Raw genomic sequence first — 22,089 nt, forward strand, 5'->3', positions numbered from 1 at the left:
ATGAACAACAAGATTAAAGTGATTAAAAGGATGGCGTATGGATACCGGGATAACGATTACTTCTTCCTGAAGATCAAAGCAGCGTTTCCCGGTAAAGTGCGATGAACCTTTTTTTTGCCCAGTGGTTTCTCATCAGAGTGCTTTGGGTGTTTGGGGTTGCCGGGGATTGAAGGCGACGGGAGGGTTGAGGGGGGCTTTGAGTGGGGCGTGGATGTGCGCAATCAATGAGCGTTAGAGGCGTCTGTTGGGGGCGGGGCTTCGAAGAGCCTGTCTTTTAGGGACTCTTCGAAGTTTGGGGCTTGTTGTCAGATTTTGCCCATGTGCTTGCCAACAATTTGCAGTAACGGCTTGAACACTTTGGGGGGCGCGCAGACAATGTTGCCGCTGTCCATCGTTGTGTTGCCACCTTTAAAGTCACTGACGAGGCCGCCAGCTTCTTTCACTAGCAGGATCCCTGCGGCCACATCCCAGGCTTTCAGGTTCATCTCCCAAAAACCGTCAAAGCGTCCGGCGGCCACATAGGCCAGGTCCAGAGAGGCTGCGCCGGGGCGACGAATGCCAGCAGTTTGGCCAGCAATTTCTTGCATGGCTGCCAGGTAAGGGGTCATGTTTTCAAAGGCGTAGCCGTTAAATGGGATGCCAGTGCCTATCACTGCACCGCTCAGGCCGCGTCTTTCGGAGACTCGGATGCGGCGGCCGTTAAGGGTAGCGCCTTTGCCGCGACTGGCGGTAAATTCTTCACGGGACATGGGGTTCAGAACAACGGCGTGCTCTATCTGGCCCTTGTGCAGGCAGGCGATGGATACCGCAAAATGCGGGATGCCGTGGAGGAAGTTGGTGGTGCCGTCGAGGGGGTCGATGATCCACTCGTAGTCGGAACCTTTGCCGCTGCCGGGGGTGTGACCGGTTTCCTCGCCCCAGATGGCGTGGTCGGGAAACGCCTTGCGCAGGTGATAAATCACTTCTTTTTCGGCAGCTTTGTCAATTTCAGAGACAAAATCGTTGCGGCCTTTTTCTTCAAAGGCAACAACATCAACACGATCAAGGGCGCGCTCAATGAGCTCGCCAGCCTTGCGCGCAGCGCGCAGGGCAATATTCAGCATGGGTTCCATAGGGCACCAACCGTTAACGGCAATCAATGTGAAAGAGCAGACGCCACACGATCGCAGCGCCTCAAAAAGGGGGCAGAAGTATAGCAGCCTGTTTGAGCGGTGAATACACCTGTTGAGCGCGATCTGCAACATCTGGCTATTAGGATAGAAGCCAATTTGCTAAACTGCGCGCCTTTTAGCTCATACCTACTCTTGTCCCGTTGATAATTTGGATTACACATGTCCGACGCGCTGCTGCAAAAAATTCGAATCGTATTGGTTAACACTAGCCACCCCGGCAACATTGGCGGAGCTGCCCGCGCCATGAAAAACATGGGAATGTCCCAGTTGTATCTGGTGGAGCCCAAGGAGTACCCGGCGGATAAGGCCGTGTGGCGAGCTGCGAACGCCCAGGATGTGCTGGAGGGGGCAATCGTGGTTGAAAGCTTGGACGAGGCCGTGACCGGTTGCGGCTTGGTGGTGGGCACCAGTGCCCGTGAGCGCCGTATCCCCTGGCCTCTGGTGACTCCCCGTGAGTGTGGCGATCGGGCGGTCGCCGAGGCCCAGCATCACGACGTTGCCATTGTTTTTGGGCGTGAAGACCGGGGCTTGACCAATGAGGAATTGCACAAGTGCAATTATCACGTCCACATCCCCTCTAATCCAGAGTACAGCTCCCTCAACCTGTCATCTGCCGTTCAGGTGCTGGCCTATGAAGTGCGCATGTCCTGGCACGCCTTACAGGAAGGTGGGGCTCTGCATTTTGACGACTGGGACCAGCCACCGGTGGAACACCAGGAGTTGGAGCGCTATTACGAGCATTTGCAGGCCACTCTGGAGCGGCTGGGCTTTCTGGAGCCGGGCAATCCCCGTCAGACCATGACGCGCCTGCGTCGCTTATACAGTCGAATCCGGATGGACAAAATGGAATTGAGTATCCTGCGGGGCGTGCTCACATCAGTACAAAATTACATCTTTCATTCAGATAATAAGATAAAAGAGCTGAAAGACGCCAAAAACAAAGAAGATTGACCCAGTTTTAATGGCTCAAACAATACCATACTAAATTAGTAGGTTATATACTTGACCAAAGTGCTTGGTTTTTACATAATTCGCGCCCTGGAAACCCCCACAGGATAGGTCTATGCGTCTCACAACCAAAGGTCGATATGCCGTCACCGCCATGCTGGATTTGGCCCTTAATGCTGAAAAGGGGCCCATCAGTCTGGCTGATATCTCCAAACGCCAGGAAATTTCCCTGTCGTACCTGGAACAACTGTTCTCCAAGTTGCGCCAGCAGGCGTTGGTCGGGAGTGTCCGTGGACCCGGCGGTGGTTATAAATTGAGTCGTGAGGCTGCAGATATCTCGGTGGCCCAGATCATTGATGCGGTGAACGAGTCTATTGATGCGACCAACTGTGGCGGTACTGGCAACTGCCAGCATGGGCAGGTGTGCCTGACTCACTATCTTTGGTGCGATCTAAGCGATCAAATTCATGATTTTCTGAATGGCATCACGCTGGCTAGTCTGGTTGACCGTCAGGAAGTTCGAGAGGTGTCCGAGCGCCAGAACATGGAGCAGCCCCTGGAGTTGATTTCGGCAGGTGATGCGTGAAAAAACCGATTTACCTCGATTATGCTGCCACCACCCCGGTTGACCCTGACGTTGCGCAGGCGATGTGTGGCTGCCTGACAATGGACGGTGTTTTTGCCAATCCGGCTTCTCGCTCACACATTTACGGCTGGCAGGCGGAAGAGCAGGTCGAGACTGCACGTGGTGAGGTGGCAGACCTTTTGAGTTGCGATTCCCGTGAAGTTGTGTGGACCAGCGGCGCCACCGAATCCAATAACCTGGCGCTGAAAGGCGTGTTTGAGAAGGCTGGTTACCGTGGCCACCTGATCACCTCCTTGGCGGAACACAAAGCGGTCATTGATCCGGCCAAATGGCTGGCAGAAAAGGGTGTCGAGGTTACCTGGTTGCAACCGGATGCTTCTGGCTTGGTTGCGTTGGAGCAGGTAAAGGCGGCGTTGCGACCGGATACGCGCCTGGTCAGCCTCATGCACGTGAATAATGAAACTGGCTCAGTGACGCCGGTGGCCGAAATCGGAGAGTTCTGTCGTGAGGTGAGCGAAGGGCGTCCACACGAAGTGTTGTTCCATGTGGATGCGGCGCAGTCTGTGGGCAAATTGCCTGTTGATGTGAATCAGCTGCAGGTGGACCTTTTAAGTTTGTCGGCGCACAAGTTCTATGGCCCAAAAGGTGTGGGAGCTTTGTATGTCCGCCGCAAAATTCAACCACTGCTGGCCCCGATTATGCACGGTGGTGGACATGAGCGCGGCATGCGTTCAGGTACTCTGCCTACCCATCAACTGGTGGGAATGGGAGCCGCGGCTCGCTTAAGCCGGGAACGGCTGACGGACGAAATGCCCAGGATTGCTTTGTTGCGCGACCAGCTTTGGGCAGGGATCGCCGATTTGCCGGGGGTTCGTCGCAATGGTTCGGCGGACCTCGTCAGTCCAATACACCTGAATGTGTGTTTTTCAGGGCTTGATGGCGAGGCTTTGCAGCTGTCATTGCGCGAACTGGCAGTTTCATCCGGTTCAGCCTGCACCTCAGCCAGTATTGAGCCGTCTTATGTCTTGAAGGCGATGGGACTCAGTGACGCCGACGCTCACAGTTCGATCCGTTTTTCGTTGGGCCGTTTTACCTCAAGGGACGACGTGGAAATGGCTGTGGTACACATTCGCAACGTCGTTCTTCAGCTGCAGTCGGGCTGAATTAACGAGAAGCCGGTTCAACACCGGAACAGAATTCGCTCCCGGGGGGCATGAGGTCTCCCGAGGGCTGTAAAAGTATATGAAACGCCGTATAGAGAGCGTTGCCTGTAATACACATGGACGTCATAACCGTGAAAAGCGAGTTAAAGCATGACCGAGCAAATTGAAAAAGCGCTACAGCGTGAATACGAAGCCGGGTTTGTTTCAGATATCGAATCCGATACTTTCGAGCCTGGCCTGAACGAAGACATTATTCGCCGTATCTCCGCCATGAAAGAAGAGCCGGAGTGGATGTTGGAGTGGCGTTTAAAGGCCTTCCGCTATTGGTTGGACATGGAAGAGCCTGAGTGGGCTCATGTGCACTATCCGAAGATTGATTTCCAGTCGATTTCTTATTATTCGGCGCCAAAGAGTATGAAGGACAAGCCGCAGTCGCTGGATGAGGTCGACCCTGAATTGCTGAAGACCTATGAGAAGCTGGGTATTCCGCTGCATGAGCAAATGATGCTGGCCGGAGTGGCGGTGGATGCGGTGTTTGATTCGGTCTCGGTGGTGACGACGTTCCGGGACAAGCTGGAAGAGGCGGGGGTTATTTTCTGTCCCATCAGCGAAGCGGTGCACAAGTACCCGGATCTGGTGAAAAAATATTTGGGCAGCGTAGTGCCTCAGCGGGATAATTACTACGCTGCGTTGAATTGTGCGGTGTTTACCGATGGTTCTTTTGTGTACATTCCCAAGGGCACCAAATGCCCCATGGAATTGTCCACCTATTTCCGCATTAATGAACAGAACACAGGGCAGTTTGAGCGGACTTTAATTATTGCCGACGAAGGCAGCCACGTCAGCTATCTGGAGGGCTGTACGGCACCGCAGCGTGATGAAAACCAATTGCACGCTGCCGTGGTGGAGTTGATCGCCATGGACGATGCCGAGATTAAGTACTCGACGGTTCAGAACTGGTATCCCGGTGATGAAGAGGGGCGAGGCGGTATTTATAACTTTGTGACCAAGCGCGGTATCTGTCACACCAGCGCCAAAATTTCCTGGACCCAGGTCGAGACAGGTTCGGCGGTTACCTGGAAATACCCGAGTTGCATTCTGAAAGGTGATAACAGCATTGGTGAGTTCTACTCAGTGGCTTTGACTCGCGGTGCTCAGCAGGCGGATACCGGCACCAAGATGATTCACCTGGGCAAAAACACCAAGTCGACCATCATCTCCAAAGGGATTTCGGCCGGGCGCAGCAATAACAGCTACCGGGGGCTGGTGAGGATGAATTCCAGCGCTGTGGGAGCCCGTAACTTTACGCAGTGTGATTCACTGTTAATCGGTGATCAATGCGGCGCCCATACCTTCCCTTATGTGGAAAGCCGCAACCCCACGGCGATTGTAGAGCACGAGGCGACCACCTCAAAAGTCTCCGATGATCAGATGTTCTTGTGTCAGCAGCGTGGACTGGATCCCGAAAAGGCCGTCTCGATGATCGTGAACGGCTTCTGTAAAGAAGTTTTCAAAGAATTACCCATGGAGTTTGCCGTTGAAGCGGGCAAGTTGCTGGAGATTAGTCTGGAAGGGTCGGTTGGCTAGCGGGATTGCAGTCTCGCACCGAGGATCGTCAGATCAGACTGATTACAAAGGTTAATGAGGAATTAAAGAATATGTTGTCCATTAAAAACTTGCACGCCAGTGTTGAAGAAAAAAATATTCTGAAAGGCTTGGATCTGGAAATTAAACCAGGTGAAGTTCACGCCATCATGGGCCCTAACGGTGCCGGTAAAAGTACTTTGGGTTACGTGTTGACCGGGCGTGAGGGCTACAGCGTAGAGCAGGGCAGTGCCACTCTGGATGGGGTTGATCTGTTGGCGCTGGAAGCGGAAGAGCGGGCTCGTGCCGGTTTGTTTCTGGCGTTTCAGTACCCGGTGGAGATCCCGGGTGTCAGTAACCTGGAGTTCCTCAAGGCGTCTGTGGACGCTGTGCGGGAAGCGCGTGGTGAAGAATCTCTCAGTTCAAAAGACTTTTTGAAAATGGCTCGTGAGGCCAGTAAGAAGGTGAATCTGCCGGCTGATTTCCTGAAACGCGGTGTGAACGAAGGTTTCTCCGGTGGTGAGAAAAAGCGCAATGAAATATTGCAGATGCTGCTGCTTAAACCCAAGTTATGCATTCTGGATGAATCCGATTCAGGGCTCGATATTGATGCGTTGCAGGTGGTGGCCGAGGGCGTGAACAGTCAGCGCTCGCCAGATCGCAGTTTCATTGTGGTTACCCACTATCAGCGTCTGCTGGACTATATCAAGCCTGATTTCGTTCACGTGTTGTCCGATGGAAAAATCGTAAAAAGTGGCGATTACTCGCTGGCTCATGAGCTCGAAAGTCAAGGTTACGCCTGGTTGAAAGACCAGCCTGCGGCTGATGAAGTGGCTGAGGGGTGAGCGTATGAGTAGCTGGTTAAGCAGTGCCGTCACTCGCGCCGAAGCCGTGAGTGATTGGCTGGCACCGCAGCGTCAAGCATCCTTGGCGTTGCTGCGTGATGCCAAGTGGCCAACGCGTAAAACCGAAGCCTGGAAGTACCTGCCGATCAATGTTTGGGATAATACCGAGCTACAGGCTGACGCGGCGGAATCGACAGATGCGACAAGCGGCGTCATTGAGGGGCTGAACAGCCTGGACCTGGTGTTTGTCAATGGTCAGCTCCAATCGGTCCCGGGCGATGATCTGCCGGCAGGCTTGACGGTGGTTTCTTTAGCGGATGCTTCCGGGGATGCCCGGGCGTGGGCGGCAGAGACCTTTACCGCGGTAAAGCCGGCCCGCCATCTGTTTGGTCTGGTGAACGATGTACTGGCCACCCAGGGCGTACTGATCGATGTTGCGGCAGCTGCGGTGATCGAACAGCCGATCCGTATTGTCAACGTATTGACCAAAGGGTATGAAGCCCATACCCGAGTATTGGTGCGGCTGGGAGAGCATGCAAAAGCCACCGTGATTGAACACTATGTGGGTGATCAGCGGAGTAAAAATACCGGCTTTGCAGAATATAAGGTTGGCGACAGTGCGTACCTTGAACATTACCGCTTTGCCCTGCAGAGCGGTGAGTCGCTGAGCATTGGCGGCAGTCACTTTGAGCTGTCGGCTCGAGCGGAGTTGAGCAGTCATCTGGTGGGTTTTGGCAGCACGTTGCAGCGCGTCGACGTTGACGTTACTCATGCCGGCGAGCACGCTTTCGCTAAATTGAATGCGATCTACCTGCTGGATGGGAAAGAGCTGTTTGACCTGCACAGTACCATTGAACACGCTGTGCCCAACGGTACAACGGAAGAAAATGTTCGGGGCATTGTGGCGGATAATTCCAGGGCGGTGTTTAACGGCCGCATTCATATTCACCGAGGTGCTCAGAAAACGCTGGCTGAATTGAATAACCGTAACCTGCTGATGTCCGATCGGGCGGAAATTAACACCAAACCAGAGCTTGAAATTTACGCTGATGACGTGCGCTGTGCGCACGGGGCTACCATTGCCGAAATCGATAAAAAGGCGCTTTATTACATGCAGTCCCGTGGTGTCAGCCGTTCGCAGGCTCAGATTATGCTCAACTTTGGGTTTATCAATGAGCTGGTGGATCAGATGCCGAATCAGGTTCTGGCTGACTGGCTGCGTCCACAGCTGCGCGACCGCTTTGCAGGTATGGAGGTCAAATGACGTTTGATGTGATGGCGGTGCGAAAGCAGTTCCCCATTCTGGCGCGGGAAGTTGATGGTCAGCCCCTGGTGTATCTGGATAACGCCGCAACGACGCAAAAGCCGCAGTGCGTGATTGATGCCATTGTCGATTATTACACGACCTGTAATTCCAATGTGCATCGCGGAGCGCACCGCCTGGCGGACGAAGCCACCCAGCGTTACGAAGGTGCACGTGATATCGTGGCGCAATTTATCAACGCCAACGTGCGTGAAGAGGTTATCTGGACCAGCGGCACTACAGAGGCCATCAACATTGTGGCAAACGGTATCGGTCAGATTTTGGGGGCCGGCGATGAGGTGTTGGTGACCGAGATGGAGCACCATGCCAATATCGTGACCTGGCAGCAGGCCTGTAAGCGTTCCGGAGCCAGCTTGAAGGTGGCGCCCATCAATGATTTGGGTGAGCTGGACGTAGCCGCGTTCGAGGCCTTGTTGACGCCAAACACCAAAATGGTAGCGTTTCCGCATGTGTCAAACTCGCTGGGCACCATAAACCCGGTGAAAGAGCTGACCGCAAAGGCTAAGGCCGTAGGTGCCTGGGTGCTGGTTGACGGTGCCCAGGGGATTGCCCATGGAGCGGTGGATGTTCAGGATTTGGGGTGTGATTTTTACGCGTTTTCCGGACACAAATTGTTTGGCCCAACCGGTATCGGTGTGCTGTGGGGCAAAGCTTCATTGCTGGCCGAGTGGCCAGTTTGGCAGACCGGCGGAGAAATGATCTCCGAGGTGACCTATCAGGATGCTCAGTGGAATGTCCTGCCATATCGCCTGGAAGCGGGAACCCCCCACATTGCCGGCGTGGTTGGCCTTGGCGAGGCGGTTCGCTGGTTTTCCGAGTTGGATATGAGCGGCTTAAAGGCGCACGAAAAAGCGCTGATGGACAGTGCTACTGCTCAGGCAGAGGCCTTTGAGGGGCTGACCATAATTGGTCAGGCGCGGGAGAAGACCGGCGTTTTGAGCTTTCTAATGGCTGAGGGGCACCCGGCCGATATCGGCTTTTTGCTGGATCGACAGGGCATTGCTATTCGCACCGGGCACCATTGTGCCGAGCCGTTGATGAATCGTCTGGGGGTTCCCGGAACCGCACGTGCCTCGTTTTCAATATACAACAGCTTGGAAGAGGTGGATGTCCTGTTTGAAGCGTTGAAAAAAGTCAGGATGATGCTGGCCTAGTCTAGTATACGGACCGGCAACAGACTGCAAGGAATGCCACGCCGAATATTGTGTGTGGCGCATGATGACCATGAGGTTGAAAAATGACTGAAATGAAAACAGCAGAGATCTTTGATCCGAACGCGCCGGCGGTCACGATGACTGAGGCGGCGGTACGTCATTTTGAAAAAAAGCTCGCCAATCAGAATGGCAAAATCATTCGTCTGAGTACAGAAACCAGCGGTTGTACGGGGTATGCCTATGTGCTGGATTTTGCCGACGGCCCCGAGGCTGAAGATGAGGTGTTAACCCCCAGCGCCAGCATCACCCTGGCTGTGGCCCCGGACGCGCTGGCCATTTTACGCGGTACTGAAATCGATCTGGTGACGGAAGGTGTTAATCAGGTGGTGAAATTCAATAACCCCAACGTTGTGGCAGAATGTGGCTGCGGCGAAAGCTTTAGTGTGAGCTGATATGCAGCAAAGTATGGTGGTGACTCGCCGGGCTTGCCCGGCACGACGTGTTCCGTCCGGTGAGCCTGCAATCCTCGGTGAGGGGCAGTTTGTAACAATCAATCAAAGTCTGGGCGGCAACTTTACGGTCACCTGGCATGGGAATATGTACCGGATTGATGGGACTGATGCCGATGCCATAGGGCAGGAGGTGGAGTTGCCGGATTTCAGCGACGATGGCAGTGGTAAAATTAACGAAGATCAGCTGTGGGCTGCCCTGGACTCTATTTATGACCCAGAAATCCCCATCAGTCTGGTGGAGTTGGGTTTGATTTACGGGCTCGCGGTAGATCAGGACACCGGGCATGTGGATGTGCGCATGACGCTGACAGCACCGGGTTGCGGTATGGGACCGGTTTTGGTGGGTGATGTGGAGTATCGTGTCGGTAAAGTCCCCAACGTCACCAGCGTCAAAGTTGAGTTGGTCTTTGATCCCCCGTGGGCGAAAGACATGATGAGTGAAGAGGCACAGCTGGAAGCCGGGTTATTCTTCTGATTGGCTTCTTGCTGACGGCGTTGTCCTTATCGATTTGCTGTCTTTTTGAATGATCTGCAGCGCTGTCACAGGATTCTTTGCAGTTGGTAAATATTTTTAAAATACTTAGTAAAAACAGAGGCTTAGCATAAATTATGGCATTGCCAACCACAGACGAGATCCTCGATGACCTGTCTTTTTTTGATGACTGGGAGGAGCGCTATAAGTACATCATCGACCTGGGTAAAGACTTGCCGGCGATGGATGCGTCTCTGCACACCCCCGAGCGTCTTGTGAAAGGTTGCCAGAGTAATGTCTGGATTGAGGTGGACCGCGATGACGACCGGCTAAAATTTCTGGTGGACAGTGATGCGATCATTGTCCGCGGCCTGCTGGCAGTTGTTATGGCGGCCTACAATGATAAAACACCCTCTCAAATCACAGCTTTTGATGTCGACGACTATTTTCAGACCCTGGATCTGGAGCGGCATTTGAGTCCCACTCGAGGCAATGGGCTGAAATCCATTGTCTCGCGTATTCAGGCAATTGCGCAGGCTTCCCAGGCTTAGGGCTTAGGGCTTAGGCTAGACACCGCGTGGGCTGAGGCTTTGGGGCCGGTTTCCGAGGGCCTGTGGCCATCAGCTGCGTGGCTATTTCGCGGCTACTAGAAGAGCGGTTTCCCCGGTCGATTGCGGTCTGACTGGCGGGTCATTTGCGGCTTACCTTTTTACCCGATTTCCGCCTTTGCTGGCGGCTCTGGAAACATTTCGGTTCGCCGGCCCCTTGTGAATTCCTGCCGGGTGGCGGTGGGGGGAACTTCGCTGGATAAGCAGACCTGTTCAGTCCCACTTTTCTCGGTGGTTTCGTATTAAATTCATGGAATTGCGCGTATAATCCGCGGGTTTCGTAATTCGGGAAGTGCGTTTTGCCTGTTGTTCAGGTCGGAACTGCCTTCCGAGCTTTAAGTGCCTCCTTCCGGAGGTGGTTTTTTACCTTTAATTCGACTGTTTTGGAGACCCAAATGGCCGTTGAACGTACCCTGTCCATCATCAAACCTGACGCTGTTGCCAAGAACGCAATCGGCGAAATCGCTGCTCGCTTTGAAAAAGCTGGCCTGAACATTGTTGCCATGAAAATGCTGCAACTGGACGATGAGAAAGCAGGTGGTTTTTACGCTGAGCACAAAGAGCGTCCTTTCTTTGCTGATCTGGTTGGTTTTATGACCTCTGGTCCTGTCGTTGTACAGGTTCTGGAAGGTGAGAATGCCATCACTGCTAACCGTGACCTGATGGGCGCGACCAACCCTAAAGAAGCCGCTGCGGGTACTATCCGTGCGGATTTCGCAGAAACTATCGACGCCAACGCTGTCCACGGTTCAGATTCTGCTGAATCTGCTGCCCGTGAAATTGCGTACTTCTTCGGTGAAGGCGAGATTTGCCCGCGTTAATTAACGGCATTCTTGATATTGAAAATTCAGGCGGGGCTTACCTCTCCTGAATTTCAGTGTTAAGGCGCTGTACCCTATTAGGTGAATGATCAGGTAATTACCATGACAGATTCTGTTACTCCAGTTGATGTGAAAGATGTTGCTGAATCCGGCATCAGCTCGGACGTTAATCAGGCTGAAACCAACCAGATCACGGAAAAGGTCAATTTGCTGGGCTTGTCCCAGGCGAAGCTGGAAGCTTTTTTTGAGTCAATTGGCGAGAAAAAATTCCGCGCGACACAAGTCCTTAAGTGGATTCACCAGATGGGTGTCGATGATTTCGACAATATGACGAATATCAGCAAGGCCTTGCGCGAAAAATTGAAGCGTATTGCCGAAGTTCGTCCACCGGAAGTGGTCCAGCAATTGGATTCTGCGGATGGTACTCGAAAATTCCTGATTAAGGTGACCGGTGGCAGTGCCGTCGAAACCGTTTTGATTCCCGATGGGGAACGTGGCACTTTGTGTGTTTCTTCTCAGGTAGGCTGCTCATTGGATTGCAGTTTCTGCTCGACCGGAAAGCAAGGCTTCAACCGCGACTTGACCGCCGCAGAAATTATCGGGCAGGTGTGGTTGGCGGCGAAGTCCTACGGTCAATTTGGCGAAGACCGTCCGCGTATTATCACCAACGTGGTGATGATGGGGATGGGTGAACCGCTTTTGAATTTTGATAACGTTGTTGATTCCATGAATCTCATGATGCACGACAACTGTTATGGTCTGTCCAAACGACGCGTTACCCTGAGTACCTCGGGTGTGGTACCGGCACTTGACCGTCTGGGGCAGTATACGGATGCCTGTCTGGCTGTGTCCTTGCACGCACCCAACGACGAGCTGCGCAATGAACTGGTGCCCATTAATAAAAAATACCCAATCGCCATGCTGCTGGATTCTGCCAAGCGCTATATCGAAGGTTTGCCAGATAATCGTCGCAAAATGACCATCGAATACACCTTGATCAATCAGGTCAATGACCGCCCGCACCACGCCCACGAACTGGCGCAGTTGCTGAAAGACATCCCCGTTAAAATTAATTTGATTCCTTTCAATCCGTTCGATCAGTCGGATTATCGTCGCGTGAGCAATAACGCCTTGCGGACATTTCAGGATATTTTGATCAAGGCTGGCTATACCACCACCGTGCGAACGACTCGCGGTGATGATATTGATGCGGCCTGTGGTCAGTTGGCGGGAGCGGTGAATGATCGTACCCGGCGCAGTGAGCGCTACCGCAATCAGGTTAAGGATAGTGTAGAGGCTGTTCGTATCGTCAATTGATGACGGCAGCTCAGAATCGTCATGTTGCTTCAAATATTATAAAAACGATACGATTCAAGGGAATGCAGAAATGCTATTGGGGCGATGTATGAACACGTTTAGTTATGTTGGAACTATGAGTTGGTTAAAAATTGGCAGTCGTATTGTTTTGTTTCTGACGGTGTTTTTGGCAGGCTGTGTAACTACCACAGATAACCCTCAGCAGCCATTAAATCTCAATAAAGCCGAGAGAACTCACGTGCAGGCTGGCCTCGGCTATTTGCGCCAAGGAGACAAAGAGTCGGCCAGACGCCATTTTCACAAGGCCTTGAAACTGAACAAAAACTCGGCCGGGGCCAACGAAGGCCTTGCCAATCTGTACCGGATGGAAGGCCAGGATGAGCTGGCAGACAGTTACTTCAGGAAGGCTATTTCTTTAGAGCCGGACTTCAGTCAGGCGCGGAACAATTATGGTTCCTTTTTATTCAGCCAAAAGCGCTATTCCGATGCTGAAAAGCATCTTGAAAAAGCCAGTCAGGACTATAGCTACGATAACCGTTATACCGCTTTGTTAAATCTGGGCCGCACGCAGTTGCAGTTGGGTAAAACCGAGGCTGCTGAGTCTTCCTTTAAACAAGTGATTGGCATTAATAACCGTATCGCTGGGCCTTACCTGGAATTAGCGGACATCTACTTTGCTGAAAAAAATTACAGTCAGGCGCAGCAATACCTGAACCAGTTCGGCAAGTTGTCCCGCCAGTCCCCACGCAGCTTGTGGCTAGGAATCCGCATTGAACGCATCTTTGGCAACAAAAACAAAGAGGCAAGCTATGTTCTGGCACTTAAGAATTTACACCCTTATTCGGCCGAATACCTTGAGTACAAGAAAACGGTGAGCCCGTAATACGATGACCGCGATGGAGCCAATAGACACAATGGTTGATGAAGGTAATGCCGGAATCCACGAAGGTAGTACCGGAAATAGTACCGGAAATAGTGCCGGAAATAGCGAAAGCAGACCCGGTAAATTGCTCAGAAAGAAGCGTGAATCCCTGGGTTTCACCGTGGCGTATGTGGCTGAGCATTTGCGGTTGACCGAAGATTATATTCACTATCTCGAAAATGACGACTTTAACAAGTTGCCGTCAGAACCTTTCGTGCTGGGGTACTACCGTGCCTATGCGCGTATCCTGGGTCTTTCGGCCGATGAGGTTATTGGTCTCTATCGCGATTTTATATCGGGTCGCAGTCAGGGGACGTCAGAAGGCTTGATGGCGGACAAGCAGGCTCGACACCAGACCGAAAAGAGGGGGCCTCAAACCCTTGAACGCAATAAGTACGGTCAGGGGAAAACACCCAAATCCCGTGGTTTGGGAAATCGGATTTATCTCATTGTAACCCTGGCGTTAATTGGTATTTGGGTAGTGGTTTCGCTGTTGTCAGAAAAACAGTCAAACGAGGCTTCGCGTGGAGCACCAGCAGCCAAGATGGAAGTGTCTTCCAGTGACGCTGAGGACCGAAATTCTCCTGAAGCCACTAAGACTGAAGTCCCTGCGGTTGAAGAGCCAGCCACTTCTGGTGATGCAAAGAGTGACCTCCAGCCGCGAGACGTGGAGACTTCCACAGGTCTTCCAGAAGCGTCGGCCGCGGCAGAGTCTGTTAATGCCGAAGCCATTATTGAGGCAGAAGCAGAGGTCAGCCCGATGAACGCTGTGCAGGCTGAGGCTTGGCAACAACTCGAAAGCTCTGAGTCGGTCATTGATACCGAGCCCCAGGTAGCTGAAAAAGCAGAGCCTGTGCCCGCTAACAAAAGCACTCAGCCATCAGCGGTCGCAGAGTCGCAGGACGCTTTCGATACCCTGGTGTTTACCTTTGCCGACGATTGCTGGCTGGAAGTCAGGGATGTTGCCGGGGATGTGCTGACTGCCAAGGTCTATAACGCTGGCGACACAATTGAACTGAAGGGCATTGGACCTTTCAAATTGATGTTGGGTAATGTTCGCGCTGCTCAACTAAGTTTAAATGGTGTGCAGGTTGCGTTGACGCCAAATGGCTCACGTAAAACCTTGCGTACGACAGTGGGCGATGATGCGCCTGTGTCCGAATAAATATCAGGGTTACGCTCATGCATTTTGAATCCCCAATTAAACGTCGTAAGTCTCGCCAGATCATGGTGGGGGATGTGGCCGTCGGCGGTGATGCCCCCATCAGCGTGCAGAGTATGACCAATACCGAGACCACTGATGTGGCAGCCACGGTAGACCAAATCCAGCGTATTCAAAACGCCGGTGCTGACATCGTACGAGTATCCGTACCCTCAATGGATGCTGCTGAAGCTTTCGGTGAAATTCGCAAGCAAGTCACCATTCCGTTGGTTGCCGACATTCATTTTGATTACCGTATTGCGTTGCGGGTGGCTGATCTGGGTGTCGATTGCCTGAGGATTAACCCGGGTAACATCGGACGCGAAAAGCGTATCCGTGCGGTGGTTGATAAAGCCCGTGATATGAACATTCCTATTCGTATCGGCGTGAATGCCGGATCGCTGGAAAAAGACCTGCAGAAAAAGTACGGCGAGCCGACTCCGCAAGCGCTGGTTGAGTCTGCCTTGCGCCACGTCGAGATACTCGATGCGCTGGATTTTCAGAATTTTAAAGTCAGTGTTAAGGCCTCGGATGTGTTTATGGCTGTGGCCGCTTATCGGGGTCTGGCTCAGCAGATTGAGCAGCCTCTGCACTTGGGAATCACTGAAGCTGGAGGGCTCAGATCCGGTACGGTGAAGTCCGCAGTCGGACTGGGTGCATTATTGATGGATGGTATTGGTGATACATTGCGTATTTCTCTGGCAGCTGACCCGGTCGAAGAGGTTAAAGTTGGATGGGATCTGCTGAAAAGCCTGAAGCTGCGCAGCAAAGGGATCAACTTTATTGCCTGCCCAAGCTGCTCGCGCCAAAATTTTGATGTCATTAAAACCATGAACGAACTGGAAACCCGGCTGGAAGACATTACCACACCGTTGGATGTGGCGGTGATTGGCTGTGTGGTGAATGGCCCCGGTGAAGCCAAAGAGGCCGATATCGGGTTGGCAGGGGGAACGCCCAACAACCTGATCTACGTTGACGGGGAGCCGAACCAAAAGCTCCAGCAAGACGATTTGGTGGATAACCTGGAGCGCTTGATTCGCAAGAAAGCTGCGGATAAAGAAGCCTCTGAAAAAGACATTATTGTAAAAGCCTGACGTTAAACGTCTTGTCATGCATTGGATCGGTGTCTGAGCTTCGCTTTGGTGTCTCCAGTAAATGGCTTCTCTACAAAAAGGAATAGATTTTGAAAAAGCTGCAAGCCATTCGCGGCATGAATGACCTGCTACCTGGCGACTCTCCGGCATGGCAATACCTGGAGTCGACGGTAGCGGATGTTGTGCAGAGCTATGGATACCAGGAAATTCGTTTTCCGATTTTAGAACAAACCGAGCTTTTTAAGCGTTCAATCGGTGAAGTGACGGATATCGTTGAAAAAGAAATGTACACCTTCAACGATCGCAATAATGAAAGCCTGACCATGCGGCCGGAAGGCACTGCCTGCTGTGTACGTGCCTGTGAGCAGCATGGTTTGCTGTATAACCAGACTCAACGTTTGTGGTATCAGGGCCCAATGTTTCGCTACGAGCGACCACAAAAAGGGCGCTTGCGTCAATTTCACCAGATAGGCATTGAAACCTTTGGCATGGATGGTCCGGACATCGATGCCGAGTTGTTGTTCATGACGGCCAGACTGTGGAAGGAGCTGGGCATTGCCGATGCTGTTACGTTGCAACTGAACACCTTGGGCACCTCTGAGTCCCGCGCAGACTATCGCTCGGCGTTGGTGGAATACCTTGCTGCACGTAAAGATCAGTTGGATGAAGACAGTCAACGTCGACTGGACAGTAACCCTCTGCGGATTCTGGACAGTAAAGATCCGAATACCCAGGCATTGTTAAACGATGCGCCGGCCTTACACGACCATCTGGACGAAGCTTCCAGAGCGCATTTTGATCAATTAAAAGCCTTGCTGGATGCGGCGGGGATTGCTTATGAAGTCAATCCGCGTTTGGTCAGGGGGCTGGACTACTACAGTAAGACGGTTTTTGAATGGGTCACGACCAAACTGGGGGCGCAGGGGACTGTGTGTGCCGGCGGCCGCTACGACGGTTTGGTTGAACAAATGGGCGGAAGGCCAACCCCGGCTGTCGGTTTTGCAATGGGCGTCGAGCGCCTGATTTTGTTGTTGCAGGAACTGGATGTGATACCCGAAGGTCTTAGCCAGAGCGTCGATGTGTATGTCGTGGCGATGGGGGATGTTCAGGCGCAGGCTTTCTCGGTGGCGGAACAGGTACGCAGCGCGTTACCTCATTTGCGCGTCATGAATCACTGTGGAGGCGGGAACTTTAAGAAGCAAATGAAAAAGGCTGATGCCAGTGGTGCCGATTTTGCCATTATTATTGGTGAGGATGAGGCGGCCAAAGGTCAGGCCACAGTGAAGTTTTTACGGGATGATAAGCCTCAGCAGACATTAGCAGTTGAAGAACTTTTGTCCGCGTTGCAAGATTAGCCCTTATCATATTGATAATATTGGTGTTTTAACGTTTACACTGGTTTAAGAATGCAGTGATCAGGCTTCAGCCGATCAGCCACCATTAGGATAAGTGGTTCCGACAGGGATCCGCAAAAATACAATCTTTAGGAGTTTTTGTGTCTGTACATTTAACCGAAGAAGAACAAATAGAATCAATGAAGCGTTGGTGGGCCGAAAACGGCAAATCCACCATTATCGGCGTTGTACTGGCTATTGGGGGTTATTTGGGCTGGGAAGGCTGGCAGGATAAACAGCGCAGCGATGCGGAAGCCGCCTCGGTCATGTATCAGAATTTATCCGAGGCTATGGCTGTACAGCCAGGCCAGGCAATGGACGAAGAAAAGGTCACAACGGCCAACCACCTGGCGGATGAGCTGAAAACGTCTTATGCGTCCAGTTTGTATGCCAGTCAGGCCGCCTTGTTTAAGGCTAAAATGGCCGTTGAAAACGGCAAGCTGGAAGAAGCTGCAGCCGAGCTGGAGTGGGTGGTTGACCGCAACGTTGATCCCGCATTGACCCTGCTCACTCGTTCAAGGTTGGCCCGGGTGCAGATGGATCTTGAACTCTACGATGACGCATTAAAGACGGTTGCGGACCAGGATAGTGGCAGTTTTAAAGCGATGTTTGCGGAAATCCGGGGTGATATCTTACTGGCCCAGGGTGACGCCAGTAAGGCGCGTGCGGCCTATCAAATGGCTCTGGATGCGCTGCTTGAGGATCAGGCCGATCGCCGCCCATTACTGGAAATGAAACTGAATGATTTGCGGCTACCCGCTGCTTCTGGATCATCGCAAGAGTCAACCGCTGATGCAGGAGACAACTCATGAAGCGTCTGTTGATTGCGGGACTCATGATCGCCCTGGCGGCGTGTTCTTCTAATGACGATGTTGATCTGGAGCCGGCAGAACTGGTGGATTTTGACGAAACGGTCGAGATCAACCGGCACTGGTCCGAAAACGTGGGTATGGGCGCGGGTAAGAATTACAACCTGTTGCCGCTAGCCACCTTAAGCGATCAGGTCTTTGCGGTCGATGCAGAAGGCCTGGTGGCTGCCATTGACATCGCCAGTGGTGACGAAAATTGGGAAACAGAACTTGAGGTTCCGGTTTCCAGCGGTGTTGGTGCCGCTCAGGGGCAGGTCTTTCTCGGTACGTTGAAGGGTGAGGTGATCGCTCTGGACGCGGTGAGCGGAACGGTGCAATGGCGTAAACCATTAACCGGCGAAATCCTGGCTCCTCCCCAAAGCAATGGGCGGGAAGTGGTTGTTCAAACATTGGACGGCAAGATTTATGGCCTACAAGCCAGTGACGGTACTCAGCTGTGGATGCACGACTCAACCATTCCAGCTTTGACTCTCCGGGGTACCTCCACGCCCTTGGTGACGGCAACCTCTGCGTATGTTGGGTTTGCCACGGGTAAGGTTGTGGCTTTGGATGTGAAAGACGGCACCACTCAGTGGGAGCAGCGGGTGGCGGTTGCACAAGGCCGCTCCGAGCTTGAGCGGGTTATTGACATCAATTCAGCCCCGCTGCTGGTTGGCGAGTTGCTCTATTCCGTGAGCTATCAGGGGCGCCTTGTGGCCCTTAACCGCGGGACGGGAAGAGGCTTGTGGGCTCAGAAGGAGTCCAGTGTTAATAACCTCAGTGCCGGTTTAGGCAATATTTATATCACTGATGCGGACGATAATGTGAAGGCCTATGATGCTCTCAGTGGCGAGCTCGTATGGACCAATGAGCAACTGGTTCGTCGCCAGTTAGGTGCGCCTCAGACCTTTGGCCGCTATGTCGCTGTCGCTGATTTTGAAGGTTACGTTCATATCCTGAACCAGGCCGATGGCGCCTTTGTCGCTCGCCGAAAAGTGGATGGCGATGGCGTTCGCACTCCGATGACGGCCGTGGGTGATACTTTAATTGTTTATGGCAACAGTGGTGAGCTGGAAGCGCTCAGCATTGAAGAGTAGGCTGTCGAGCCGAAATGGCGTCCGGGCGAGTGATTGCTGAGATTTTTACAGCCTGAAAGCCTTTGTGGCTGAGAAATTTCGGTTGCAAGGCTTGTTTGGACGGGTTTGAGCGTTGCCATTTTAGAATTAACTCGGGTCAAATCATGACCTGGGGTATAATAAAGGCCAGAGCAGCCCGGGGTTGCTCTGGCCTTTGCTGTTTTTTACTAAGGGCTTAGATTTTCGACAGAGCGTTCTTGAGAGAGCGTCATTTGAGAGAAAGCTTTTACGAGATAGCTGTTTCAAGATAGCTTTTTAACGAGATAACTGATGATTCCTGTAATTGCCCTGGTGGGCCGTCCAAACGTGGGTAAATCCACTCTTTTCAATCGACTGACCAACACTCGTGATGCGATTGTGGCGGATTACGCCGGTCTGACCCGTGACCGTAAATACGGAGAGGCTAATTATCTGGATCATAAGTTTATCCTGATTGATACCGGCGGCATCAGTGGTGACGAGGACGGTATCGACGAAGTGATGGCGGAGCAGTCTTTACAGGCCATCGCTGAAGCGGATGCAGTTTTGTTTTTGGTGGATTGTCGTGATGGCCTGTCCCCCGCAGATCAGATGATTGCCAAGCACTTAAGAATCAACAACAAAAAAACCTATGTTGTCGCTAACAAAGTCGACGGTCTTAGTTTTGATGTCGCTGTAGCGCCTTTTTATGAGCTGGGTATGGGAGAAATTTACCCGACCACGGCCTCACATGGTCGAGGCGTTAAGAGCTTGATGACCGAGGTGTTGGCGGAATTCCCCCCCCAGGAAGAAGAGGAAGAGGATGACGAGCGCGGCATTAAAATGGCGATTGTCGGCCGTCCTAACGTGGGCAAGTCTACCCTGGTAAACCGTTTGTTGGGTGAAGATCGGGTGATTGTCTATGACTTGCCTGGTACGACACGTGACAGTATCTACATTGATTATGAGCGTGACGGCAAGCCCTATACGATCATTGACACCGCGGGGGTGCGTCGTCGTAAAAATGTACGCCTGACGGTTGAAAAGTTTTCCATTGTAAAAACACTGAAAGCCATTGAAGACGCCAATGTGGTGGTTTTGGTGATGGACTCCCGCGAGGGGGTGGTGGACCAGGACCTGCACTTGATGGGGCAGGTGATCGACAGTGGGCGCGCACTGGTTGTCGCCCTGAACAAATGGGATGGACTGGAAGTCGAGCAAAAAGAGCGGATTAAAACGGAGCTGGACCGTCGTTTGCGCTTTGTGGACTTTGCGGACATTCACTTTATCTCGGCCTTGCACGGTACCGGTGTGGGGCACCTGTATGAATCCATTGAGAAAGCGTTTCACTCGGCCACAGATAAGCTCTCCACCAACCATTTAACCAAAATTCTGGAAGATGCCGTGGTGGTACACCAGCCGCCGCTGGTCAATGGGCGTCGCATTAAATTGCGTTACGCACACTCTGGCGGTCATAACCCGCCGATCATCGTCATTCACGGCAATCAAACTGATCGTATCCCTGGTCATTACACCAAATATCTGGAAAAAACCTTCCGGCGAGTATTGGATCTTCACGGAACGCCAGTGAGAATACTGTTTAAGTCTACGGACAATCCGTTCAAAGATCGCAAAAACAAGCTCACGGACCGCCAGCTGCAAAAGAAAGAGCGTTTAACCAAGCACTATCAAAAGCAGAAGATAAAGCAAAAGAAGAAAAAGCAGAAATAAGCGCTCTAACTCTCGGCAGGCATGTCGCCTGGATGGGCACTCAGATGGACTAGGGTGCAAGGCCTTGGCTTCATGTCTCTGTCTTCCCTTCTGATGGCGATGGCCAAAACTTCAACGACAACCCGGCCTTTACAAGCACTGCGGAACCCTCAAAAACAGCTAAACCCTCAAGTTTAGCTGCACTCTCAGGCTCAGCTGAATCTTCAAGCTGAGCGGAATTTTCAATGACAGCGCTTGCTCCGTCAATCCGCTCATCGAGCTGACCCATCGTGATAATATTCTGCCTCCATTTGATGAAGTCTTGACTGGGGGGGTGGGTTTTGGAAGTGATGATGGGGATTGGCTGATGAATTCTTTGAGACCTCTTAAGGCGCTGGCTTTTCAGCGTTTACGTCTTCTGTGTCCGGATCTGAAAAGTGCTGTGCGGGATTATCAGTTATTGTTGGGTGTCGCGCCATGCTGGGTGGGCCCTGCTGGTTTACCGGACCAGGATCGGCCTCGACCACTGACCGCAGCCGACGACGTGGGTTGTGCATGGTTTGTATTGGGCAATACGATACTCGAACTGTTAGAGGCGTCTGTTGAACATGCCAGTCTGGCGGGTCTGGTGTTGACGGCGGAAAACATTCAGACCACGGCTGGGCATCCGGCAGAAAGTGGTTACCCCTCAAGCGCCATTGCAGAGCAGCGGCTGGCGGCCGTGGCGTGTCGAAACCTCTGGATCAGTATGGTTGAGAACCCCGGGGTAAAGGGCATGCGGTTGACTGACCCAGGGACAGATCTGTATCAGCAACAGGAGCCTGCTGCCAGCTCTTGCGAGGGGGGCTCACCCATAACTTCCGTTGACCATATCGTTCTTCATACGAATGACGCGGACGACTGTATCCGCCTGTTTGGGGATGGCGGACTGGGTATTCGCCTGGCGCTGGATAAAAATGTGCCAGAGTGGGGAGGGCGTATGCTTTTTTTCCGAGTCGGAAAGCTAACCCTTGAGATTATTGAACCCACCACGCCTTTTGCTGGCGACGATTTTTTTTGGGGCATTGCTTTTCGCGTCGATGACATTCAGGCCGTTCATCGGCGGTTAAGCCGGGCCGGGGTATCTTTATCTCAACCTCGAAAAGGGCGCAAGCCGGGCACCTGGGTTGTGACGGTGAACAGCCATCAGCTGGGCATCCCCACCTTACTGCTGCAGGGGTAATGGCAACTTGTTTTTGACGAGGCGGGTTGTGTCAGGGGTGAACCAACAGCTCGTTTTAGCTGTGTGTATGGCGCGCGTTAAATAATGGCTTGTCGTTT

The 22,089-nt window shown here is 52.5% G+C and carries 22 protein-coding genes; 21 read left to right on the plus strand and 1 reads right to left on the minus strand.

The genetic code is table 11. From position 1 onward, the window contains the following. A partial coding sequence (locus tag G8770_RS23045) for a transposase (RefSeq protein WP_167192404.1) occupies positions 1 to 105 on the plus strand: 105 nt, incomplete at its 5' end. A gap of 200 nt (positions 106 to 305) precedes the next feature. On the opposite strand, the gene G8770_RS23050 is transcribed toward G8770_RS23045, so the two are convergent. Continuing rightward, the gene (locus tag G8770_RS23050; RefSeq protein WP_167192405.1) at positions 306 to 1,112 is read right to left on the minus strand and encodes an inositol monophosphatase family protein; all 807 of its coding nucleotides are present in this window, start codon (positions 1,110 to 1,112) and stop codon (positions 306 to 308) included. A 219-nt stretch (positions 1,113 to 1,331) separates the two neighbouring features. Here G8770_RS23050 and trmJ point away from each other — a divergent pair, with 219 nt between their 5' ends. The 20 genes from trmJ to G8770_RS23150 all read left to right on the plus strand — a co-directional run bounded on the left by trmJ (position 1,332) and on the right by G8770_RS23150 (position 21,991). Continuing rightward, on the plus strand, positions 1,332 to 2,123 hold the full coding sequence (gene trmJ, locus G8770_RS23055) for a tRNA (cytosine(32)/uridine(32)-2'-O)-methyltransferase TrmJ (protein WP_167192406.1): 792 nt from the start codon (positions 1,332 to 1,334) through the stop codon (positions 2,121 to 2,123). Between the two features lie 112 nt (positions 2,124 to 2,235). Beyond that, positions 2,236 to 2,706, plus strand: a complete 471-nt coding sequence (gene iscR, locus G8770_RS23060) for a Fe-S cluster assembly transcriptional regulator IscR (protein ID WP_167192407.1) — start codon at positions 2,236 to 2,238, stop codon at positions 2,704 to 2,706. After that, complete coding sequence (locus G8770_RS23065; protein WP_167192408.1) at positions 2,703 to 3,869, plus strand: aminotransferase class V-fold PLP-dependent enzyme; 1,167 nt, start codon at positions 2,703 to 2,705, stop codon at positions 3,867 to 3,869. The genes iscR and G8770_RS23065 overlap by 4 nt, the downstream gene beginning before the upstream one ends. Before the next feature lie 150 nt (positions 3,870 to 4,019). Beyond that, the gene (sufB, locus tag G8770_RS23070) at positions 4,020 to 5,456 is read left to right on the plus strand and encodes a Fe-S cluster assembly protein SufB (protein ID WP_167192409.1); all 1,437 of its coding nucleotides are present in this window, start codon (positions 4,020 to 4,022) and stop codon (positions 5,454 to 5,456) included. Between the two features lie 71 nt (positions 5,457 to 5,527). Continuing rightward, positions 5,528 to 6,298: a Fe-S cluster assembly ATPase SufC gene (gene sufC / locus G8770_RS23075; protein ID WP_167192410.1), complete on the plus strand. Its 771-nt coding sequence runs from the start codon at positions 5,528 to 5,530 to the stop codon at positions 6,296 to 6,298. Positions 6,299 to 6,302: 4 nt separating this feature from the next. Beyond that, positions 6,303 to 7,562 (plus strand): Fe-S cluster assembly protein SufD, encoded by a 1,260-nt coding sequence (gene sufD, locus G8770_RS23080; protein ID WP_167192411.1) that lies wholly within the window; start codon positions 6,303 to 6,305, stop codon positions 7,560 to 7,562. After that, positions 7,559 to 8,776: an aminotransferase class V-fold PLP-dependent enzyme gene (locus G8770_RS23085; protein ID WP_167192412.1), complete on the plus strand. Its 1,218-nt coding sequence runs from the start codon at positions 7,559 to 7,561 to the stop codon at positions 8,774 to 8,776. Before sufD ends, G8770_RS23085 begins: the two co-directional genes overlap by 4 nt. 83 nt (positions 8,777 to 8,859) lie before the next feature. Next, positions 8,860 to 9,228, plus strand: coding sequence for a HesB/IscA family protein (locus G8770_RS23090; RefSeq protein WP_460853995.1), 369 nt, complete (start codon positions 8,860 to 8,862; stop codon positions 9,226 to 9,228). Position 9,229: 1 nt separating this feature from the next. Then, positions 9,230 to 9,763, plus strand: coding sequence for a putative Fe-S cluster assembly protein SufT (sufT, locus tag G8770_RS23095; protein WP_167192413.1), 534 nt, complete (start codon positions 9,230 to 9,232; stop codon positions 9,761 to 9,763). A 134-nt stretch (positions 9,764 to 9,897) separates the two neighbouring features. Then, positions 9,898 to 10,311: a SufE family protein gene (locus G8770_RS23100; protein ID WP_167192414.1), complete on the plus strand. Its 414-nt coding sequence runs from the start codon at positions 9,898 to 9,900 to the stop codon at positions 10,309 to 10,311. A 452-nt stretch (positions 10,312 to 10,763) separates the two neighbouring features. Beyond that, a complete protein-coding gene (gene ndk / locus G8770_RS23105) occupies positions 10,764 to 11,189 on the plus strand; it encodes a nucleoside-diphosphate kinase (RefSeq protein ID WP_167192415.1) in 426 nt (141 codons plus the stop codon). Positions 11,190 to 11,291: 102 nt separating this feature from the next. Beyond that, on the plus strand, positions 11,292 to 12,506 hold the full coding sequence (gene rlmN, locus G8770_RS23110) for a dual-specificity RNA methyltransferase RlmN (RefSeq protein WP_167192416.1): 1,215 nt from the start codon (positions 11,292 to 11,294) through the stop codon (positions 12,504 to 12,506). A 115-nt stretch (positions 12,507 to 12,621) separates the two neighbouring features. Then, entirely contained in the window at positions 12,622 to 13,389 is a 768-nt protein-coding gene (gene pilW, locus G8770_RS23115; protein ID WP_167192417.1) for a type IV pilus biogenesis/stability protein PilW, read from the plus strand. 31 nt (positions 13,390 to 13,420) lie between these two features. After that, entirely contained in the window at positions 13,421 to 14,593 is a 1,173-nt protein-coding gene (locus G8770_RS23120) for a RodZ domain-containing protein (RefSeq protein WP_167192418.1), read from the plus strand. Positions 14,594 to 14,610: 17 nt separating this feature from the next. Beyond that, positions 14,611 to 15,723 carry a flavodoxin-dependent (E)-4-hydroxy-3-methylbut-2-enyl-diphosphate synthase gene (ispG, locus tag G8770_RS23125; protein WP_167192419.1) on the plus strand — a complete coding sequence of 371 codons (1,113 nt, stop codon included), beginning with the start codon at positions 14,611 to 14,613 and terminating at the stop codon, positions 15,721 to 15,723. A gap of 89 nt (positions 15,724 to 15,812) precedes the next feature. After that, a complete protein-coding gene (gene hisS, locus G8770_RS23130) occupies positions 15,813 to 17,078 on the plus strand; it encodes a histidine--tRNA ligase (protein WP_167192420.1) in 1,266 nt (421 codons plus the stop codon). 140 nt (positions 17,079 to 17,218) lie between these two features. Further along, positions 17,219 to 17,929, plus strand: a complete 711-nt coding sequence (locus G8770_RS23135) for a tetratricopeptide repeat protein (protein ID WP_167192421.1) — start codon at positions 17,219 to 17,221, stop codon at positions 17,927 to 17,929. Continuing rightward, positions 17,926 to 19,062, plus strand: a complete 1,137-nt coding sequence (gene bamB, locus G8770_RS23140) for an outer membrane protein assembly factor BamB (protein WP_167192422.1) — start codon at positions 17,926 to 17,928, stop codon at positions 19,060 to 19,062. Before G8770_RS23135 ends, bamB begins: the two co-directional genes overlap by 4 nt. Before the next feature lie 309 nt (positions 19,063 to 19,371). Then, positions 19,372 to 20,790 (plus strand): ribosome biogenesis GTPase Der, encoded by a 1,419-nt coding sequence (gene der / locus G8770_RS23145; protein WP_167192423.1) that lies wholly within the window; start codon positions 19,372 to 19,374, stop codon positions 20,788 to 20,790. Positions 20,791 to 21,136: 346 nt separating this feature from the next. Further along, entirely contained in the window at positions 21,137 to 21,991 is an 855-nt protein-coding gene (locus tag G8770_RS23150; RefSeq protein ID WP_167192424.1) for a VOC family protein, read from the plus strand. Positions 21,992 to 22,089: the final 98 nt, after the last annotated feature.

Source organism: Pseudomaricurvus hydrocarbonicus (assembly GCF_011602365.1).
GTDB classification, from domain to species: domain Bacteria; phylum Pseudomonadota; class Gammaproteobacteria; order Pseudomonadales; family Cellvibrionaceae; genus Pseudomaricurvus; species Pseudomaricurvus hydrocarbonicus.

Bases quoted from the DNA above. Each gene is read 5' to 3' on its own strand.
- G8770_RS23050 (WP_167192405.1), bottom strand. From the start codon at position 1,112: ATGGAACCCATGCTGAATATTGCCCTGCGCGCTGCGCGCAAGGCTGGC.
- trmJ (WP_167192406.1), top strand. From the start codon at position 1,332: ATGTCCGACGCGCTGCTGCAAAAAATTCGAATCGTATTGGTTAACACT.
- iscR (WP_167192407.1), top strand. From the start codon at position 2,236: ATGCGTCTCACAACCAAAGGTCGATATGCCGTCACCGCCATGCTGGAT.
- sufB (WP_167192409.1), top strand. From the start codon at position 4,020: ATGACCGAGCAAATTGAAAAAGCGCTACAGCGTGAATACGAAGCCGGG.
- sufC (WP_167192410.1), top strand. From the start codon at position 5,528: ATGTTGTCCATTAAAAACTTGCACGCCAGTGTTGAAGAAAAAAATATT.
- sufD (WP_167192411.1), top strand. From the start codon at position 6,303: ATGAGTAGCTGGTTAAGCAGTGCCGTCACTCGCGCCGAAGCCGTGAGT.
- G8770_RS23085 (WP_167192412.1), top strand. From the start codon at position 7,559: ATGACGTTTGATGTGATGGCGGTGCGAAAGCAGTTCCCCATTCTGGCG.
- G8770_RS23090 (WP_460853995.1), top strand. From the start codon at position 8,860: ATGACTGAAATGAAAACAGCAGAGATCTTTGATCCGAACGCGCCGGCG.
- sufT (WP_167192413.1), top strand. From the start codon at position 9,230: ATGCAGCAAAGTATGGTGGTGACTCGCCGGGCTTGCCCGGCACGACGT.
- G8770_RS23100 (WP_167192414.1), top strand. From the start codon at position 9,898: ATGGCATTGCCAACCACAGACGAGATCCTCGATGACCTGTCTTTTTTT.
- ndk (WP_167192415.1), top strand. From the start codon at position 10,764: ATGGCCGTTGAACGTACCCTGTCCATCATCAAACCTGACGCTGTTGCC.
- rlmN (WP_167192416.1), top strand. From the start codon at position 11,292: ATGACAGATTCTGTTACTCCAGTTGATGTGAAAGATGTTGCTGAATCC.
- pilW (WP_167192417.1), top strand. From the start codon at position 12,622: ATGAGTTGGTTAAAAATTGGCAGTCGTATTGTTTTGTTTCTGACGGTG.
- G8770_RS23120 (WP_167192418.1), top strand. From the start codon at position 13,421: ATGGTTGATGAAGGTAATGCCGGAATCCACGAAGGTAGTACCGGAAAT.
- ispG (WP_167192419.1), top strand. From the start codon at position 14,611: ATGCATTTTGAATCCCCAATTAAACGTCGTAAGTCTCGCCAGATCATG.
- bamB (WP_167192422.1), top strand. From the start codon at position 17,926: ATGAAGCGTCTGTTGATTGCGGGACTCATGATCGCCCTGGCGGCGTGT.
- der (WP_167192423.1), top strand. From the start codon at position 19,372: ATGATTCCTGTAATTGCCCTGGTGGGCCGTCCAAACGTGGGTAAATCC.
- G8770_RS23150 (WP_167192424.1), top strand. From the start codon at position 21,137: ATGAATTCTTTGAGACCTCTTAAGGCGCTGGCTTTTCAGCGTTTACGT.